Annotated in this window: 14 protein-coding genes and 6 tRNA genes; 8 read left to right on the top strand and 12 right to left on the bottom strand. The window is 50.0% G+C overall.

All coding sequences use genetic code 11. The annotated features are described in order from the left end of the window. Positions 1-21: 21 nt before the first annotated feature. From ptsI to cysZ, 4 genes are all read right to left on the bottom strand, one after another. Positions 22-1,749, bottom strand: a complete 1,728-nt coding sequence (ptsI, locus tag AC5JPW_RS19620) for a phosphoenolpyruvate-protein phosphotransferase PtsI (RefSeq protein ID WP_494242783.1) — start codon at positions 1,747-1,749, stop codon at positions 22-24. 44 nt (positions 1,750-1,793) lie between these two features. After that, the gene (ptsH, locus tag AC5JPW_RS19615) at positions 1,794-2,051 is read right to left on the bottom strand and encodes a phosphocarrier protein Hpr (protein WP_039079738.1); all 258 of its coding nucleotides are present in this window, start codon (positions 2,049-2,051) and stop codon (positions 1,794-1,796) included. Positions 2,052-2,441: 390 nt separating this feature from the next. After that, positions 2,442-3,413: a cysteine synthase A gene (cysK, locus tag AC5JPW_RS19610; protein ID WP_494242782.1), complete on the bottom strand. Its 972-nt coding sequence runs from the start codon at positions 3,411-3,413 to the stop codon at positions 2,442-2,444. Between the two features lie 141 nt (positions 3,414-3,554). Then, positions 3,555-4,316 carry a sulfate transporter CysZ gene (cysZ, locus tag AC5JPW_RS19605; protein WP_494242781.1) on the bottom strand — a complete coding sequence of 254 codons (762 nt, stop codon included), beginning with the start codon at positions 4,314-4,316 and terminating at the stop codon, positions 3,555-3,557. A gap of 231 nt (positions 4,317-4,547) precedes the next feature. On the opposite strand from cysZ, the gene zipA reads away from it, so the two are divergent. From zipA to AC5JPW_RS19590, 3 genes are all read left to right on the top strand, one after another. Next, a complete protein-coding gene (gene zipA / locus AC5JPW_RS19600; protein WP_494242780.1) occupies positions 4,548-5,510 on the top strand; it encodes a cell division protein ZipA in 963 nt (320 codons plus the stop codon). Between the two features lie 69 nt (positions 5,511-5,579). Next, positions 5,580-7,595 (top strand): NAD-dependent DNA ligase LigA, encoded by a 2,016-nt coding sequence (gene ligA / locus AC5JPW_RS19595; protein WP_494242779.1) that lies wholly within the window; start codon positions 5,580-5,582, stop codon positions 7,593-7,595. Next, on the top strand, positions 7,596-7,811 hold the full coding sequence (locus AC5JPW_RS19590) for a DUF3820 family protein (protein WP_494242778.1): 216 nt from the start codon (positions 7,596-7,598) through the stop codon (positions 7,809-7,811). It abuts the gene before it with no gap. Here AC5JPW_RS19590 and AC5JPW_RS19585 read toward each other — a convergent pair. Further along, positions 7,808-8,797 (bottom strand): bile acid:sodium symporter family protein, encoded by a 990-nt coding sequence (locus tag AC5JPW_RS19585; RefSeq protein ID WP_494242777.1) that lies wholly within the window; start codon positions 8,795-8,797, stop codon positions 7,808-7,810. The two genes, AC5JPW_RS19590 and AC5JPW_RS19585, sit on opposite strands and share 4 nt — an antisense overlap. A gap of 89 nt (positions 8,798-8,886) precedes the next feature. Here AC5JPW_RS19585 and AC5JPW_RS19580 point away from each other — a divergent pair, with 89 nt between their 5' ends. After that, complete coding sequence (locus AC5JPW_RS19580; RefSeq protein ID WP_494242776.1) at positions 8,887-9,816, top strand: LysR family transcriptional regulator; 930 nt, start codon at positions 8,887-8,889, stop codon at positions 9,814-9,816. On the opposite strand, the gene AC5JPW_RS19575 is transcribed toward AC5JPW_RS19580, so the two are convergent. From AC5JPW_RS19575 to AC5JPW_RS19555, 5 genes are all read right to left on the bottom strand, one after another. Beyond that, positions 9,807-10,157, bottom strand: coding sequence for a FlxA-like family protein (locus AC5JPW_RS19575; RefSeq protein WP_494243884.1), 351 nt, complete (start codon positions 10,155-10,157; stop codon positions 9,807-9,809). The two genes, AC5JPW_RS19580 and AC5JPW_RS19575, sit on opposite strands and share 10 nt — an antisense overlap. Positions 10,158-10,495: 338 nt before the next feature. Continuing rightward, positions 10,496-10,571, bottom strand: a tRNA-Lys gene (locus tag AC5JPW_RS19570). A 4-nt stretch (positions 10,572-10,575) separates the two neighbouring features. Further along, a tRNA-Val gene (locus tag AC5JPW_RS19565) sits at positions 10,576-10,651 on the bottom strand. A 47-nt stretch (positions 10,652-10,698) separates the two neighbouring features. Beyond that, a tRNA-Val gene (locus tag AC5JPW_RS19560) sits at positions 10,699-10,774 on the bottom strand. Between the two features lie 44 nt (positions 10,775-10,818). Beyond that, positions 10,819-10,894: transfer RNA gene (locus AC5JPW_RS19555), tRNA-Val, on the bottom strand. 259 nt (positions 10,895-11,153) lie between these two features. On the opposite strand from AC5JPW_RS19555, the gene gltX reads away from it, so the two are divergent. Then, complete coding sequence (gene gltX / locus AC5JPW_RS19550; RefSeq protein WP_494242775.1) at positions 11,154-12,569, top strand: glutamate--tRNA ligase; 1,416 nt, start codon at positions 11,154-11,156, stop codon at positions 12,567-12,569. A gap of 51 nt (positions 12,570-12,620) precedes the next feature. Here the strand turns inward: gltX and AC5JPW_RS19545 are convergent, their stop codons facing one another. Beyond that, a complete protein-coding gene (locus AC5JPW_RS19545) occupies positions 12,621-13,028 on the bottom strand; it encodes a YfeC-like transcriptional regulator (RefSeq protein ID WP_494242774.1) in 408 nt (135 codons plus the stop codon). Beyond that, the gene (locus AC5JPW_RS19540; RefSeq protein WP_494242773.1) at positions 13,025-13,390 is read right to left on the bottom strand and encodes a YfeC-like transcriptional regulator; all 366 of its coding nucleotides are present in this window, start codon (positions 13,388-13,390) and stop codon (positions 13,025-13,027) included. Before AC5JPW_RS19540 ends, AC5JPW_RS19545 begins: the two co-directional genes overlap by 4 nt. Positions 13,391-13,610: 220 nt before the next feature. On the opposite strand from AC5JPW_RS19540, the gene AC5JPW_RS19535 reads away from it, so the two are divergent. The 3 genes from AC5JPW_RS19535 (at position 13,611) to AC5JPW_RS19525 (ending at position 16,225) form a co-directional block, all read left to right on the top strand. Further along, positions 13,611-13,686 (top strand) — tRNA-Ala (locus AC5JPW_RS19535). A 41-nt stretch (positions 13,687-13,727) separates the two neighbouring features. After that, a tRNA-Ala gene (locus AC5JPW_RS19530) sits at positions 13,728-13,803 on the top strand. 211 nt (positions 13,804-14,014) lie between these two features. Then, positions 14,015-16,225, top strand: a complete 2,211-nt coding sequence (locus AC5JPW_RS19525) for a sensor domain-containing phosphodiesterase (protein WP_494242772.1) — start codon at positions 14,015-14,017, stop codon at positions 16,223-16,225. Positions 16,226-16,232 lie beyond the last annotated feature (7 nt).

Below are 16,232 nucleotides of genomic sequence, written 5' to 3'. Positions count from 1 at the left end.
ATTTGGGCCGCATCTCGTGGATTAGCAGATTGTTTTTTCTTCAATGAACTTGTTAACCAGCGTCATTAACTCGTCCGTTGTCGGTTGGGCAAGAGCCTGCTCTGCTAAAACCTTCGCATCTTCGAAGTTCGTATTGCGAATAATCTTCTTAATGCGCGGGATAGAAATGGCACTCATACTGAATTCATCCAGACCCATCCCCAGCAACAGAAGTGTAGCACGTTCGTCGCCTGCAAGCTCACCACACATGCCTGTCCACTTGCCTTCAGCATGAGATGCATCAATAACTTGCTTGATGAGGGTCAGTACAGACGGTGACATCGGCTGGTAAAGATGTGAAATCATATCATTACCGCGGTCAACTGCCAGGGTGTACTGCGTTAAATCATTGGTTCCGATACTAAAGAAATCAACTTCTTTGGCCAGGTGATGAGCGATGGTTGCCGCAGCGGGGGTCTCCACCATTACGCCAACTTCAATGGTCTCATCAAAGGCTTTACCTTCGTCACGCAGTTCCTGTTTGTAGATTTCGATCTCTTTTTTCAGTGCACGCACTTCTTCAACAGAGATGATCATCGGGAACATAATGCGCAGTTTACCGAAAGCTGAAGCACGCAGAATGGCGCGAACCTGGTCACGCAGAATCTCTTTGCGATCCATTGCGATACGCACTGCACGCCAGCCCAGGAACGGGTTCTCTTCTTTCGGGAAGTTCATGTACGGCAGCTCTTTGTCGCCGCCAATGTCCATGGTACGTACGATAACGGCCTGAGAGCCGCAGGCTTCAGCAACCGCTTTGTACGCAGAAAACTGCTCTTCTTCAGTCGGAAGAGAGTCACGGTCCATGAACAGGAATTCGGTACGATACAGGCCGACACCTTCTGCACCGTTACGCTCAGCACCTGCGACGTCGCGCACGGTACCGATGTTGGCACAGACTTCAACCTGGTGACCATCCAGCGTAATAGCCGGCAGGTCTTTAAGTTTAGCCAGTTCGGCTTTCTCTTCGGCAACCTGAGCCTGCGCGCTACGCAGAGTCTCGATCTCTTCTTCAGACGGGTTAACATAAACCTGGTTGTTAACGGCATCAAGAATCAGGTAGTCGTCGTTTTTAACCTGAGAGGTGACGCTGCCCGTCCCCACAATCGCTGGCAGTTCAAGTGAACGCGCCATGATAGAGGTGTGGGAGGTACGACCGCCCATGTCAGTAATGAAACCGAGGACCTTATTCAGGTTCAACTGTGCGGTTTCAGATGGGGTCAGGTCAGCGGCAACCAGAATCACTTCGTCCTGAATGGAGCTCAGGTCGATGATGGGCATACCCAGGATGTTACGCAGCAGACGTTTGCCGATGTCACGTACGTCAGCCGCACGTTCTTTCAGATATTCATCGTCCAGCTCTTCAAGGGCAGTGGCCTGGCCTTCGATAACTTCATGTGCAGCTGCGTCAGCTGTCATGTGTTTATCTTTAATCAGGGCTATGATTTCCTGCTCAAGCTCCTCATCTTCGAGCAACATAATGTGGCCTTCGAAGATAGCTTCTTTTTCTTCACCGAACGTTTCGCCAGCTTTCGTCTTAATCGCTTCAAGCTGTGCAGATGCCTTGGCACGACCGCTCAGAAAACGTTCAATTTCCTGGTCAGCCTTATCGGCAGAAATTTTCTTCCGGTCAATGACGATCTCGTCTTCTTTCAACAGTAATGCTTTGCCGAAAGCGATACCCGGGGATGCTAAAATGCCTGAAATCATAACCCTACCTTACTTGTGACTGATCTTTAAAAGAACCCGTAAACTTACTCGAGCTCTGCCATCAGTTTGACCAGATGCTCAACTGCTTTTTGCTCGTCTTCGCCTTCAGCGGTCAACGTAACAACAGTACCTTGAGTCAGACCCAGAGTTTGCAGTTTAAACAGGCTTTTCGCGCTGGCGCTTTTGCCGTTGGAAGTCACAGTGATCTCAGAAGTGAAGCCTTTTGCTTCTTTAACAAACTGAGCAGCAGGGCGGGTGTGCAGACCGTTCGGAGCGGTAATGGTAACTTCTTGCTGGAACATTGTATTTCCCCAACTTATAGGTTTAGTGTTGTGGAACTAAAGTCTAGCCTGGCGGTTTGACTTTAGCCTGTATCGTTAGCGCCGGCGTTACGAGACACGACTCGAAAGCCAGGAGCGTGGGTAACGCATTTTTGATGCTGGCGCTTCTGGCTACTGACGTATCAAACGTCATTAAACATTATGCCGCGAAAGCGAGAGTTGAACCAAATCATAAAATCGATTCAGCTTCGTGAAATCAGAAACCGATTAATTTCGCGCATCAAAATAAATGTGATGGTTAAATACCAGACCCGAGGTGTCTAAGCAATGGCAGGAGGAGTGAAACTTTGACGTGTGCCACAAAAAAGCACCTCATTGGGTGCTTTTTTGTGCGTTTGTAACAATCTGGCATTACTGTTGCAGTTCTTTCTCAGTAAACAGATCGGCAAACAAAGCGGTGCTCAAATAGCGTTCACCTGAAGATGGAAGGATAACGACAATATTCTTGTTGGTAAAGGTTTCGTCTTCCTGAAGTTTCAGTGCAGCAGCAACGGCTGCACCGGAAGAGATTCCTGCCAGAATGCCTTCTTCTTCCATCAGACGACGTGCGGTGCTGATCGCTTCTTCGTTAGTGATGGCGACCACTTTATCAACCAGCTTCAGATCCAGGTTTCCAGGAATGAAACCTGCACCGATACCCTGGATTTTATGCGGGCCGGGTTTGATCTCTTCACCCGCCAGCGCCTGGGCGATAACCGGGGAATCTGTTGGCTCTACGGCAACGGTAATCAGGTCTGATTTACCTTTTGTGCCTTTAATATAGCGAGATACCCCCGTCAGGGTACCGCCAGTACCGACGCCAGAGATAAACACATCAACCTGACCATCGGTATCTTCCCAGATTTCCGGGCCGGTGGTTTTTTCGTGAATTTCCGGGTTAGCCGGGTTGCTGAACTGCTGGAGCAGCAGGAATTTGGACGGATCGCTGGCGACAATTTCTTCCGCTTTCTGAATGGCACCTTTCATGCCTTTTGCGCCTTCGGTCAGTACCAGATTCGCGCCCAGTGCTTTAAGCAGCTTACGGCGTTCGACACTCATGGTTTCTGGCATGGTCAGCGTCAGTTTGTAACCACGTGCGGCAGCCACATAGGCCAGCGCGATACCGGTGTTACCGCTTGTCGGCTCAACCAGTTCGATACCTGGTTTCAGTACACCGCGTTTTTCGGCATCCCAAATCATATTGGCACCGATACGGCATTTAACGCTGAAGCTCGGGTTACGGGATTCTACCTTTGCCAGGATGCGTCCATTACCGATACGGTTCAGTCGAACCAGCGGCGTATGACCGATAGTCAGCGAGTTATCTTCAAAAATCTTACTCATGGCCTGTCCTTAACTGTATGAAATTTGGGAACCACCCCAGCATACCCACTTACCGCCCACGGGGAAGTAAGGAATTAGCATATCTATATGCTGAGGTGAAATAATGGCAATCAGTATGGAATAAGAACGGGAATAACGCCCTTACCGCCAGAGTGCATTTTTTTCCCGATAACAGTCCACCCACATTGCCGTTGCGCCGCAGACGGCTACGGGCATGACCACCAGATTTAAAACGGGAATCATCGTGAACAAGCTGGTGATGGCACCAAACTGTAAGTTTGTTGGTTTGCGGGTCCGTAGGGCGGCGCGCATCGTTTTAAACGGCACTTTGTGGTTATCGAAAGGATAATCACAGTACTGGATGGCCAGCATCCAGGCGCTGAACAGGAACCACACTACCGGGGCTACGGTCTGCCCGATACCCGGGATGAAATAAAGCAGCAAAAGAACAATGGCGCGAGGTAAATACCAAGCGAGCTTCTGCCATTCACGCTTCATGATGCGGGGAACGTCTTTAAGGATAGCGCCGATTCCAGCATCCGGTGGTGTTGCTCCCGTCAGTCGTGCCTCCAGTTGCTCTGCCAGAAGCCCATTAAAGGGGGCGGCAATCCAGTTGGCGATAGTCGAAAAGAAATAGCTGAAAACCAGCAGTATCGACACCACGACCACCGGCCAGAGCAGATAGCTCAGCCACTGTAACCAGTCGGGGACATGACTCATGATGGCGGGGATCCAGTTATCCAGACGCGTGAACAGCCAGACAAACGCGCCCCCCATCAACACGATGTTTACCAGTAATGGCAGGATGACAAAACGTCGAATGCCAGGGAGGGTGATGAGCTTCCAGCCCTGGGAAAAGTAAAAAAGGCCGCTGCGTGATGGGACAGATGAAGGTGAAACCATAGCCTGGCGATACTCCTTTGTATTACAGCCGGAAATTCAGAAGACTATATTATCTGCTCGCGGAAGAAAAAACCCGTTCGGAAATGTTCGAAAAAACAGCAAAAAGCACGATTTCGTTCATCTTTATGCCGTGAATGGCATGTGTACACTTGCACTTGACGTAATCGGCAAATACTCTTAGTGAGTAAATGTTTGCCGTGTTGGCAAGGTGTTAGAACAACAGAGAATATAATGATGCAGGATTTGCGTCTGATATTAATCATTGTTGGCGCGATCGCCATAATCGCTTTACTGGTTCATGGTTTTTGGACCAGCCGTAAAGAACGCTCTTCTATGTTCCGCGATCGTCCGCTGAAACGTATGAAGTCGCGACGCGATGACGATGACGCTTACGACGAGGATGTCGAGGAAGAAGACGAAAGTGTGGGTGAAGTTCGCGTTCATCGGGTGAATACTCCCCCGAAAGCCAGCAGCGAGCCGGAAACGCCTCGTCAGCAGCCGCAACATCAATACCAGCCACCTTATGCGTCCGCTCAACCGCGTGCGACGGCTCCTGCGCCGTTGCAGCATCATGACGAGCGTCCGCAGCAGCCAGTTGCTCAACCCGCGTCTAAAGTGGCTCCCGTTGAGCATGTGCAACCACGTCAGGACGTTGTTCAACCTGCTTCACCGCAGCCCGTGGCACCACAACCGGTTGTCGCACCCGTGCATCACGAACCGGTCGCTCAGCCTGAGCCGGTGGTTGAAGAAGCGCCCGTTGTCGAAAAACCGGTGCGTAAAGAGACCGTCATCATCATGAACGTCTCTGCGCATCATGGCACTGCGTTGCAAGGCGAATTGCTGCTTAACAGTATTCAGCAGGCCGGTTTCAAATTTGGTGACATGAGCATTTTCCATCGTCATCTCAGCCCTGATGGCAGTGGCCCGGCGTTATTCAGTCTTGCCAATATGGTTAATCCTGGGACCTTTGATCCAGAGATGACAGACTTCACCACCCCAGGCGTCACGATCTTTATGCAGGTTCCCTCCTATGGTGATGAGCTGCAAAACTTTAAGCTGATGCTGCAGTCAGCGCAGTATATTGCCGATGAAGTCGGTGGTGTGGTTCTGGACGACCAACGCCGCATGATGACGCCGCAGAAACTGCGCGAGTATCAGGACCGGATCCGCGAAGTGAAAGAGTCACACGCGTAACCGACGACGTTATTTTGTTATCAGCCAGAACCCCCGCCCGTCGGGGGTTTTTTATATTGATGGTGCGACATGGAATCAATCGAACAACAACTCACCGAACTGCGAACGACGCTTCGCCATCATGAATATCTTTATCACGTCATGGATGCGCCTGAGATCCCGGATGCTGAGTATGACAGGCTGCTGATTCGGCTGCGTGAGATTGAAGCTCAGCACCCGGAATTGATCACGCCGGATTCGCCGACCCAGCGTGTCGGTGCAGCGCCGCTGGCCTCATTCAGCCAGATTCGCCATGAAGTGCCGATGCTGTCACTGGATAACGTGTTTGATGAAGAGAGTTTTCTCGCGTTCAACAAACGTGTTCAGGACCGTCTGAAAAGTACAGACTCGCTAACCTACTGCTGCGAACTGAAACTTGACGGCCTTGCGGTCAGCATTCTTTATGAGAATGGCGTGCTGATTCGCGCTGCTACACGTGGGGATGGGACCACCGGGGAGGACATTACTTCCAACGTGAGAACCATCCGCGCTATTCCGCTTAAACTTCAGGGCGAGAACATTCCTGCACGTGTTGAAGTGCGCGGGGAGGTCTTTTTACCCCTGGCCGGCTTCGAAAAGATCAATGAAGAGGCCCGTCGTACCGGCGGCAAAGTGTTTGCTAATCCGCGCAATGCTGCGGCAGGTTCACTGCGCCAGCTCGACCCGCGTATTACGGCGAAGCGGCCACTCACTTTCTTTTGCTACGGCGTAGGGATTCTGGAGGGTGGCGAACTGCCGCGTGGGCACCTGGAGCGCTTACAGCAATTCAAAACCTGGGGCTTGCCGGTGAGTGAGCGCATACGTCTTTGTGACTCACCTGAGGCCGTGCTCGATTTTTATCATCAGGTGGAAACGGACCGTCCTCATCTCGGATTCGACATTGATGGTGTGGTCATCAAAGTTAACTCCCTGGATTTGCAGGAGCAGCTTGGGTTTGTGGCGCGCGCACCGCGCTGGGCGGTCGCCTTTAAATTCCCGGCACAGGAACAAACTACTTTTGTGCGCGATGTGGAGTTCCAGGTCGGCCGTACCGGTGCGATTACGCCAGTTGCACGCCTTGAGCCAGTTCAGGTTGCGGGGGTACTGGTCAGTAACGCCACATTGCACAATGCCGATGAAATTGCTCGTCTGGGTCTGCGTATTGGCGACAAAGTGGTGATACGCCGTGCGGGCGATGTCATTCCACAGGTGGTCAATGTGGTGGAGTCCGAGCGCCCGGAAGAGACCCGTGAAATTGAGTTTCCGGCTCACTGCCCGGTATGTGGATCTGATGTCGAACGTGTGGAAGGTGAAGCGGTAACTCGCTGCACCGGCGGTCTGATATGCGGGGCACAACGTAAGGAAGCGCTTAAACATTTCGTCTCGCGTCGTGCGATGGATGTTGACGGGATGGGCGATAAAATTATCGACCAACTGGTAGAGAAAGAGTACGTCCACACACCGGCCGATCTCTTCCGCTTAACGGCAGGCAAACTAACCGGGCTTGACCGCATGGGGCCAAAATCGGCTGAAAACGTGGTCAATGCGCTGGAGAAGGCCAAAGAGACAACCTTTGCCCGTTTCCTCTATGCACTCGGCATTCGTGAAGTCGGGGAAGCCACTGCAGCAGGGCTTGCAGGCTGGTTTGGTACCCTGGAAGCGCTTGAGGCTGCGTCGGATGAAGAGCTGCAAAAAGTACCTGATGTAGGCAAGGTGGTTGCCGCGCATGTGTTTAACTTCTTTGCTGAAGAGAGCAACCGCGATGTCATACGCCAGTTGCTGGCAGAGGGGGTGAACTGGCCCGCGCCGGTCGTGATTAATGCTGATGAAATTGACAGTCCCTTTGCGGGCAAGACCGTCGTGCTGACCGGCAGTCTGAGTCAGATGTCCCGTGACGATGCCAAAGCGCGTCTGGTGGAATTAGGCGCCAAAGTGGCGGGTAGCGTGTCGAAAAAAACCGATCTGGTCATTGCTGGTGAAGCCGCAGGTTCAAAACTGGCGAAAGCGCAGGAGTTGGGCATTGCCGTGATTGATGAAGCCGAAATGCTTCGACTGCTGGGGGTATAAATGGAAAAAGAGCAGCTTATCGAAATTGCCAATACGCACATGCCCTTTGGGAAATATGAAGGGCGCAGGCTGATTGATTTGCCCGAGGAGTACTTGCTCTGGTTTGCGCGTAAGGATGCTTTTCCTGCCGGGCATTTAGGCGAACTGCTACAGCTGGTTTTGCTCATAAAAACCGAGGGGCTGACGCATCTGGTTCAGCCCCTGAAGCGCCATTAAGCTTTAGCGGCTTCCTGTGCCTGTGCTTTTTCAGCCTGGCGCTTGTAGCGTCGGGCCAGCACGGCGCAGACCATTAACTGGATTTGATGGAAAATCATCAGCGGTAACACCATCATCCCAATAACGGACGTCGGGAAGAGAATATTGGCCATTGGGATCCCATTGGCCAGGCTCTTTTTGGAGCCACAGAAGACAATGGTTATCTCATCTGCTTTGTTAAAGCCGCAGCGCCGGGCAACAAAAATGTTGACGGCAATGACAATCGCCAGCAGAACAATACTCACCACAACGATAAACAGCAGTGAACCCACGCCAACTTTCTGCCAGATTCCATTGACCACCGCTTCGCTAAAGGCGGAATAAACAACCAGCAAAATCGACGTCTGGTCGGTTTTCGATATCCATTTTTTATTGCGCGCCACCCAGGCACCGGTCCACGGGCGAGAGAGATGACCCAGCACAAACGGGAGCAGCAGTTGCAGCATGATCTTACCGACCTGCTCAAGACTGCCTTCCGCGCCATGCAAATTCATCAAAAGCCCGACCAACAGTGGGGAAAGGAAGATGCCCAACAGACTGGATGCTGATGCAGAGCAGACCGCTGCAGCGACATTTCCGCCTGCCAGAGACGTAAAGGCAATGGCGGATTGCACCGTGGCAGGCAGGATGCAAAGGTACAGGAAGCCGGTATAAAGCTCCTGACTTACATTGACCGGCGACCACCAGACAAAGAGTACGCCCAGTGCGGGGAAGAGAATGAAGGTACTGCACATTACCCAGAGGTGTAAACGCCAGTGGCTCCCCCCGGCAATAATTGCTTCACGGGATAATTTTGCGCCATGCATAAAGAACAACAACGCGATAGCCGCAGTCGTCAGCCATTCAAAAAAAGTTACAAAGCTTCCGCGTGCGGGCAAGAAAGAGGCTAAAAGAACGGTAATGACCAGGGTCAGTGTAAAAGGGTCAAGGATACGAAAAAGTTTCATAAGGACTCCTGAAATTCAGTGTCAACATTTTGCTTTTTTTGGTTTGAGAAATAAAATTGATTTATTGAATCCATTTATGAATTTTTCAGATGAATTACTCTTTGAAGCAATTACGTGTCTTTGTCACCGTAGCTCAGGCGCGAAGTTTTAGCCGGGCGGGCGACATCATTGGGCTAAGCCAGTCGGCAGTGAGCCACTCTGTTAAAGAGCTTGAGCTGCAAACAGGCGTCAAATTACTCGACCGAACAACCCGGGAAGTCATACTTACCGAAGCCGGGCAGCAGCTGGCTGCCCGTCTGGAACGTCTGCTCGATGAACTCAACAGCACCCTGAGAGAAGCGGGTCGGGTGGGGCAGCAACTCACAGGGACAGTACGTGTGGCTGCCAGTCAGACGATCTCTGCGCATCTGATTCCTCAGTGCATTGCCCAAAGTAATCTGCGCTACCCGGAAATAGCTTTTATGTTGCACGACCGCCCGCAGCAGTGGGTGCTGGAAAGTATTCGTCATGGCGAAGTGGATTTTGGGATCGTTATCGATCCGGGACAAGTCAGCGATCTTGAATGCGAAGAAATTCTTTCGGAACCCTTTTTCCTGTTATGTCGCAGCGACCACGCATGGGCGGAAGAACCATGTGTTTCCTGGGCCGAACTGGAAGGGGCCAGGCTCGTCGTGCAGGATTATGCTTCCGGCAGTCGGCCACTTATCGATGCGGCTTTGGCTCGATTTGGTATTCATGCCCAGATAGTGCAGGAGATAGGACACCCGGCGACCTTATTTCCTATGGTAGAAGCTGGAATTGGTGCCAGCGTGTTGCCCGCACTGGCTCTGCCTTTACCTGAGGGTAGTACTTTGTGTGTTAAACGGTTAATACCGCAGATACAGCGCAAGATTATGTTGGTAAGGCGTAAAAATCGCTCGTTGTCGGGTGCGGCGCAGGCAGTGTGGGATGTGGCGAGAGAACAGGCCCGGTATTTAACCCGGGCCAGAGCAGATGATCCGCTTTTTAATCAGATATAGATATCAATCTGATGGTCGGCTGAAGGGTTGTTCACACCTTCAACTTTGGCTTTAGTTTGTGAATCTGTCTGCTTGTCTTCAGATTTTTTCTGCGCTTCTTCGGCTTGCTTGCTTTGTAACTGAGCAATTTGAGCCTGCAGCAAAGCGATCTGAGCCTGAATCTGCTCTTTCTGCGTCTGTTTTTCTTCAGTGGTACCACTGCCTTCTGCAACGGTTTTCAGCTGCTTATTCAGCGTGGAGATCTGCTGAGTTAGTCGACTGATCTGAGATGCAATATCACTGCCGCCAGAAGATGAACTGCTACTACTAACTGACGACGTAGTCGCTTGAATAGTTGTCATTATTAACCCCTTTTGCCATAAAACATCATTATCGGCGTAATCATATTCTTCTTGAGCTGCGCAAAGCATGCGTAGCATGGCGATCATATCCTGACATTAAGGGTAAATGATGGATAAAGGTTACCAACTTTTTGTGTTGATTTTTAAGGTGTTTTAATATTCTTCTAATATTTGTTGCGGTGATTTTTATGTCGGTAACTTAAGTTTTTTTTGGTAATTAATGTCCACTTAAATGAAATCAGCAGGGTATAAAAATTTAAAGTACCTAAGTGGAACAGAAGAGAGGAATGCGTGAATCGCAGATAGCAAAAAAGCGCCTTTAGGGCGCTTTTTTACATTGGTGGGTCGTGCAGGATTCGAACCTGCGACCAATTGATTAAAAGTCAACTGCTCTACCAACTGAGCTAACGACCCGAAGTGGTGGGTGATGACGGGATCGAACCGCCGACCCCCTCCTTGTAAGGGAGGTGCTCTCCCAGCTGAGCTAATCACCCACTTCGGTACTACATTTTTACTGCAAGAAATCCAGCTGGCGAGAAAGTGGTGGGTGATGACGGGATCGAACCGCCGACCCCCTCCTTGTAAGGGAGGTGCTCTCCCAGCTGAGCTAATCACCCACTTCTCAATTTCTTGCTACACAACGGAGACTACATAAAGTAGTTGGTGGGTGATGACGGGATCGAACCGCCGACCCCCTCCTTGTAAGGGAGGTGCTCTCCCAGCTGAGCTAATCACCCCCGCTGTGTGGAGTCGCATTATAGGGAGAGTTGAAAATGAGTCAACGCATTTTCTAAAGAAATTGTTCGTTCGTCGTAAAATTAGACAAAGCGCTGTTTAAACAGACTTTGCAGCGCGATTTCTATACAAAATGCATATGAATAGTCAGGATTGTGGCAACAACATTGAGGATTCACCTCACGGTGATAGAATATCGCCGACTTCTATTTCCCAGGATTTGCCGGTTTTCGGCATTTTTACCAAACGTAAGGCCATTTCATGAAAATCAAAACTCGCTTCGCGCCAAGCCCGACCGGCTACCTGCATGTAGGCGGCGCGCGCACTGCTCTCTATTCCTGGCTTTTTGCACGTAACCACGACGGTGAGTTCGTACTGCGTATTGAAGATACTGATCTCGAACGTTCAACGCCGGAAGCAATTGAAGCCATTATGGATGGAATGAACTGGCTGAGCCTTGAGTGGGACGAAGGCCCGTACTATCAGACCAAGCGCTTTGATCGTTACAACGCGGCGATTGATGAAATGCTGGCAGCGGGTACGGCGTATAAATGCTATTGCTCCAAAGAACGTCTTGATGCCCTGCGTGAAGAGCAGATGGCCAATAATGAAAAGCCGCGTTATGACGGCCGTTGCCGCCATAACCATGAACACCACGCTGCTGATGAACCTTGCGTCGTGCGTTTTGCCAACCCGCAGGACGGTTCCGTTATTTTTGACGATCAGATTCGTGGCCCAATCGAATTCAGCAACCAGGAGCTGGACGATCTGATCATTCGTCGTACCGATGGTTCGCCGACCTACAACTTCTGCGTGGTTGTCGATGACTGGGATATGGAAATCACCCATGTGATCCGTGGTGAAGACCATATCAACAACACGCCACGTCAGATCAACATCCTTAAAGCATTGAATGCACCGGTGCCGGTTTATGCGCACGTGTCGATGATCAACGGTGATGATGGTAAGAAACTGTCCAAACGTCATGGTGCAGTCAGCGTGATGCAATATCGCGACGATGGCTACCTGCCGGAAGCTCTGCTGAACTATCTGGTGCGTCTGGGTTGGTCCCACGGCGACCAGGAAATCTTCACCCGCAAAGAGATGATCGAATTCTTCTCGCTAAATGCAGTCAGCAAATCAGCGAGTGCGTTCAACACAGAAAAATTGCAGTGGCTGAACCATCACTACATTAATTCACTGGCACCGGAATATGTTGCGACGCACCTGCAGTGGCATATTGAGCAGGAAAACATCGATACTCGCAATGGCCCGCAGCTTGCTGATCTGGTGAAATTGCTGGGTGAGCGTTGCAAGACGTTGAAAGAGATGGCAGCGAGCTGCCGTTACTTCTACGAAGAGTTTACCGAGTTTGATGCGGATGCTGCGAAGAAGCACCTGCGCCCGGTTGCTCGTCAGCCGCTGGAAGTCGTGCGCGACAAGCTGGCTGCTATTGATGTGTGGACGGCGGAAAACGTTCATCACGCGATTCAGGCAACTGCTGATGAGCTGGAAGTCGGCATGGGTAAAGTCGGTATGCCGCTGCGCGTTGCAGTGACGGGTGCTGGTCAGTCACCTGCGCTGGATGTGACCGTTCATGCAATTGGCAAATCCCGCAGTGTTGAGCGTATCAATAAAGCATTAGGTTTTATTGCTGAGCGTGAAAGCCAGCAATAAGCCCTACGCGTTATGAAAAAATGAAAATGGCAGGATTATCCTGCCGTTTTTTTATTCTTCTACAGGGCGATATTCAGGCTGGGTAATAGAGAGCCTGGTGAGAAAACCCTGAATCCCCTCTCTGACCAGTAAGACATCAAGCGCTTCTTGCTCATGTGGTGTCAAATTTTGCAGCATGTTGACAATCCGCCGCAGAGCAGGCGTCATTTTCTCTGACGTATAATCGGCTAGAGGCTCAGTTGCGGCTATTGGCGAAAGTCGGTGGCGCATTGAGGGGGTTTTCATAATAAAAATACGTGCATCTTTATTCAGATGTATCAACCTTGCTCTGCCGCCTTTGATACCCGGCAGGCTTTCAGTTGACCATTTTTGCTCACGTATCCAGCGATTAACCGTTTGTTTTGCTACACCGAGAAAAACCGCTAACTCTTCGGTGGTCATTTTATCAGGTAGTTTCATAGTATTGTTTCGCGGATCCCTAAACGACTCAGTAATCCCGTAATCCCTTCTCGCAGCAGTAATGAAGAAAGACGCTTTTGTTCCGATACCGTCATTTCATTTGCCAGCGTGAGTAGCAATGTTTCAAGTGCGGTATCTTGCGCCAGTACGGTAGGGTAGGCGATATCCTGAGCCGGGCGTTGCGCGTTACGAATAAAATCCCGGACCTGCTCATTGATATGTACCAGCCTAGCCTTGCCACCCTGAACACCCGGTTTAGGGGAGGTGATCCAGCCTTCTTTTCGCACCCACTTATTAATGGTCTGGCGGCTGTAGCCGGTGAGTTTCGCTAACTCTTCTGGCGTCATTCGTTCCTTGAGCATGTCATTTCCAGAGTGGTTGTAGGGGTAATTACGCGATGATGTTATAGCATCATTTTATGCGAAAATGTGACAGGTTTAACTACTGGCTGCGAGCCCTCTCTCAATGTTCTTCATTTGTCTGCTTTTTCAGCGGTTGAGCGCACCCATATAATTTTGCCGTTGACACCTGACGAGGGAATTCATATTATGCCGCCCGTCAACACGACACGCTTTACGCGATGGGGCTATAGCTCAGCTGGGAGAGCGCTTGCATGGCATGCAAGAGGTCAGCGGTTCGATCCCGCTTAGCTCCACCAAATCATCATCCCAGGTGAATTTGGTGTGTAAAGAACATTGTGGGGCTATAGCTCAGCTGGGAGAGCGCTTGCATGGCATGCAAGAGGTCAGCGGTTCGATCCCGCTTAGCTCCACCAAAAATTTAAACCCTCGCGTTTACGCGGGGGTTTTTGTTTTTTAGTCCGCTTCAATCTGTAAATTCATTTCAGTTTAAGTCGAATAATCTCAGATTGTTAAAACCCCAGTAATTAAATGGCATTATCGACCTGCCAACTTGCTTCACTATGCGAATAAACTTATTATCCGGCCTGCATAAATAACAGCCAGATAATAGAGGGATTGACGCACATGAAAAAGGGAATAGATGAAATAATTAAAAAATTTGTTTCTGCGTTAATTCTTTGTTTTATTTTTGTTCCAGTTTCTCGATTTATTTCACCGGTAGCTGTTGTTGATTCCAGTACGGTTTATCTTTCCTGGTTGCCACTCAGTGTGATGTTATCTGCGCTCTTGTTATTTGGGCGTCAGGCTGTTTTTCCGATAATATTAAGCTTTGCCATTGTCAATCAATGGTTGCTTGGGTTGCCCTTTGCTCTGGCGGCTATCTTATTATTTTGTCAGTTATTTCCTGTATTATTTTCATGTGCTATCGTTCATTGGCGATTGGGTTCCCGTTGGCGGCATGGCATACCCAATAAGAATATGGGGCTGAGAATTTTCTGGATGGCCTTTGCCGCACCATTGGGTATCAAAGCCTTGATGTATCTGGCCGGGAAGTGGTTTACCTTTCCTGCGTCACTCTCCGGTTACTTTGGCAATGCGTCTGTTATTTACAGCATTGTCGACATCCAGAATCTGATTTGTGCTGCTCTGATATTCACCATGATGTTTTATTATCCTATGCGGATGATTCTCAATCCCCGTTATGGGCGCACATTCTGGAACCGAAATGTTAAGCCCAGTGTGATAAAAGGTAAGCGCTTATTCACGTTAAGTTGGTTAATAAGTCTCATTATCTTACTAGCGCTTCTCTGCTCCTCGATAAAATCTGAATATATCGCGGGTTATCTCGTTCCTGTTATATTTATTCTTTTCACGTTAAGTGTCAGTAAATTACATTACCCGCTGATTATGCTTTGTTGGCCTGTTTCTGCATTTATGTTATTGGCTTACAACCATAATTTTCTACAGGGAGTGAATACTGAATATTCTCTGGCCTTCGTGATGTCAGTGTTAATTTGCTTTTCTATTTGCCTCATTTATATGACGCGTATTTATCATCGTAATGAATGGATTAAGCGACGCTGGCAAGGGCAAGCGCTGACCGATCCGCTTACGGGACTGCCGAATTTACGTGCTCTGGAGCGGAGTCTGACAAAAAGAACCGATCAGGTTGTCTGTTGCCTGCATATGAAGAATCTGGAATTTCTGAGCCGCCACTACGGCATGATGATGCGTGTCCACTTCAAGCGTAGTGTGACGCGCGAGTTGCAACCTTTGCTGCAACAAGGTGAGCAGTTATTCCAGTTACCGGGCAGCGAACTAATACTCGTCCTTCATGGAACAAAGGCTGTTGAACGCCTCCAGCACATTGTCGTTCATCTCAATAACCGGCGAATTTACTGGCATAATACCGGTCTGGATATCGAGTTTGGTGCTTCCTGGGGCGAAGTCTTCGATGCCGGGGAGACGCTTCATCACACGCTGGGGCAACTCAGTTGGCTGTCAGAACAAGCGAGTAACACGCGACAGGTTTTGGCGTTGACTCACAGCCTGGAAGTGGTCAGTGACCAGACGTCTGAACGTGTGCGCTTACTCAATAAAGTGAAACGAGCGCTGGATGAGAAAACACTAAGCTTGTGTGCTCAACCCATCCAGAATGCCGAAGGCAAGGGTTACCACGAGATTTTGACGCGGCTGGTGAGCGAAGGGGAGGTGATGAGCCCGGTGCAATTCATCCCGGTTATTGCACAGTTCAATCTCAGCGTGCGTTTTGACATGCTGGTTATCGAAACGCTTCTGCAATGGATGCAGACGCATCCCGTGTCCTCCTCGCAGGCTCGCTTTTCGGTAAACCTTTTACCGCTGACGTTGATGCAGGAAGATGCTGGCAAGCAACTGGTCGAGCTTTTCACGCAGTACGCTATTTCACCTGTGGAAATCATTATTGAAGTGACGGAAGAGCAGGCATTCTCGAACTCAGAGTTAAGCATCAGGAACATTCAGCATCTACGTCAATCCGGGTTCAAAATAGCCATCGATGATTTTGGTACGGGATATGCCAACTTCGAACGGCTGAAACGCCTGGAGGCGGATATTGTCAAGATTGACGGCTGTTTCGTAAGGGATATAGCACGTGATCCCCAGGACGTACTGATTGTGAAGGCGATATGCGAACTGGCGAAAGCGAAATCACTGACGGTGGTGGCGGAGTATGTCGAAACACGGGAACAGCGCGAGTTATTGTTGACGGCGGGGGTGGATTATTTACAGGGATATTTACTCGGTAAGCCGCAGCCGCTGGAAAAAGAAACCGGGGACAGTGCCCCGGTTTCTTAAACATATT

The organism is Phytobacter sp. (assembly GCF_059074235.1).
This window is presented reverse-complemented; position numbering and strand designations above follow the sequence as displayed.

Bases quoted from the DNA above. Each gene is read 5' to 3' on its own strand.
- ptsI (WP_494242783.1), bottom strand. From the start codon at position 1,749: ATGATTTCAGGCATTTTAGCATCCCCGGGTATCGCTTTCGGCAAAGCA.
- ptsH (WP_039079738.1), bottom strand. From the start codon at position 2,051: ATGTTCCAGCAAGAAGTTACCATTACCGCTCCGAACGGTCTGCACACC.
- cysK (WP_494242782.1), bottom strand. From the start codon at position 3,413: ATGAGTAAGATTTTTGAAGATAACTCGCTGACTATCGGTCATACGCCG.
- cysZ (WP_494242781.1), bottom strand. From the start codon at position 4,316: ATGGTTTCACCTTCATCTGTCCCATCACGCAGCGGCCTTTTTTACTTT.
- zipA (WP_494242780.1), top strand. From the start codon at position 4,548: ATGATGCAGGATTTGCGTCTGATATTAATCATTGTTGGCGCGATCGCC.
- ligA (WP_494242779.1), top strand. From the start codon at position 5,580: ATGGAATCAATCGAACAACAACTCACCGAACTGCGAACGACGCTTCGC.
- AC5JPW_RS19590 (WP_494242778.1), top strand. From the start codon at position 7,596: ATGGAAAAAGAGCAGCTTATCGAAATTGCCAATACGCACATGCCCTTT.
- AC5JPW_RS19585 (WP_494242777.1), bottom strand. From the start codon at position 8,797: ATGAAACTTTTTCGTATCCTTGACCCTTTTACACTGACCCTGGTCATT.
- AC5JPW_RS19580 (WP_494242776.1), top strand. From the start codon at position 8,887: ATGAATTACTCTTTGAAGCAATTACGTGTCTTTGTCACCGTAGCTCAG.
- AC5JPW_RS19575 (WP_494243884.1), bottom strand. From the start codon at position 10,157: ATGACAACTATTCAAGCGACTACGTCGTCAGTTAGTAGTAGCAGTTCA.
- gltX (WP_494242775.1), top strand. From the start codon at position 11,154: ATGAAAATCAAAACTCGCTTCGCGCCAAGCCCGACCGGCTACCTGCAT.
- AC5JPW_RS19545 (WP_494242774.1), bottom strand. From the start codon at position 13,028: ATGAAACTACCTGATAAAATGACCACCGAAGAGTTAGCGGTTTTTCTC.
- AC5JPW_RS19540 (WP_494242773.1), bottom strand. From the start codon at position 13,390: ATGCTCAAGGAACGAATGACGCCAGAAGAGTTAGCGAAACTCACCGGC.
- AC5JPW_RS19525 (WP_494242772.1), top strand. From the start codon at position 14,015: ATGAAAAAGGGAATAGATGAAATAATTAAAAAATTTGTTTCTGCGTTA.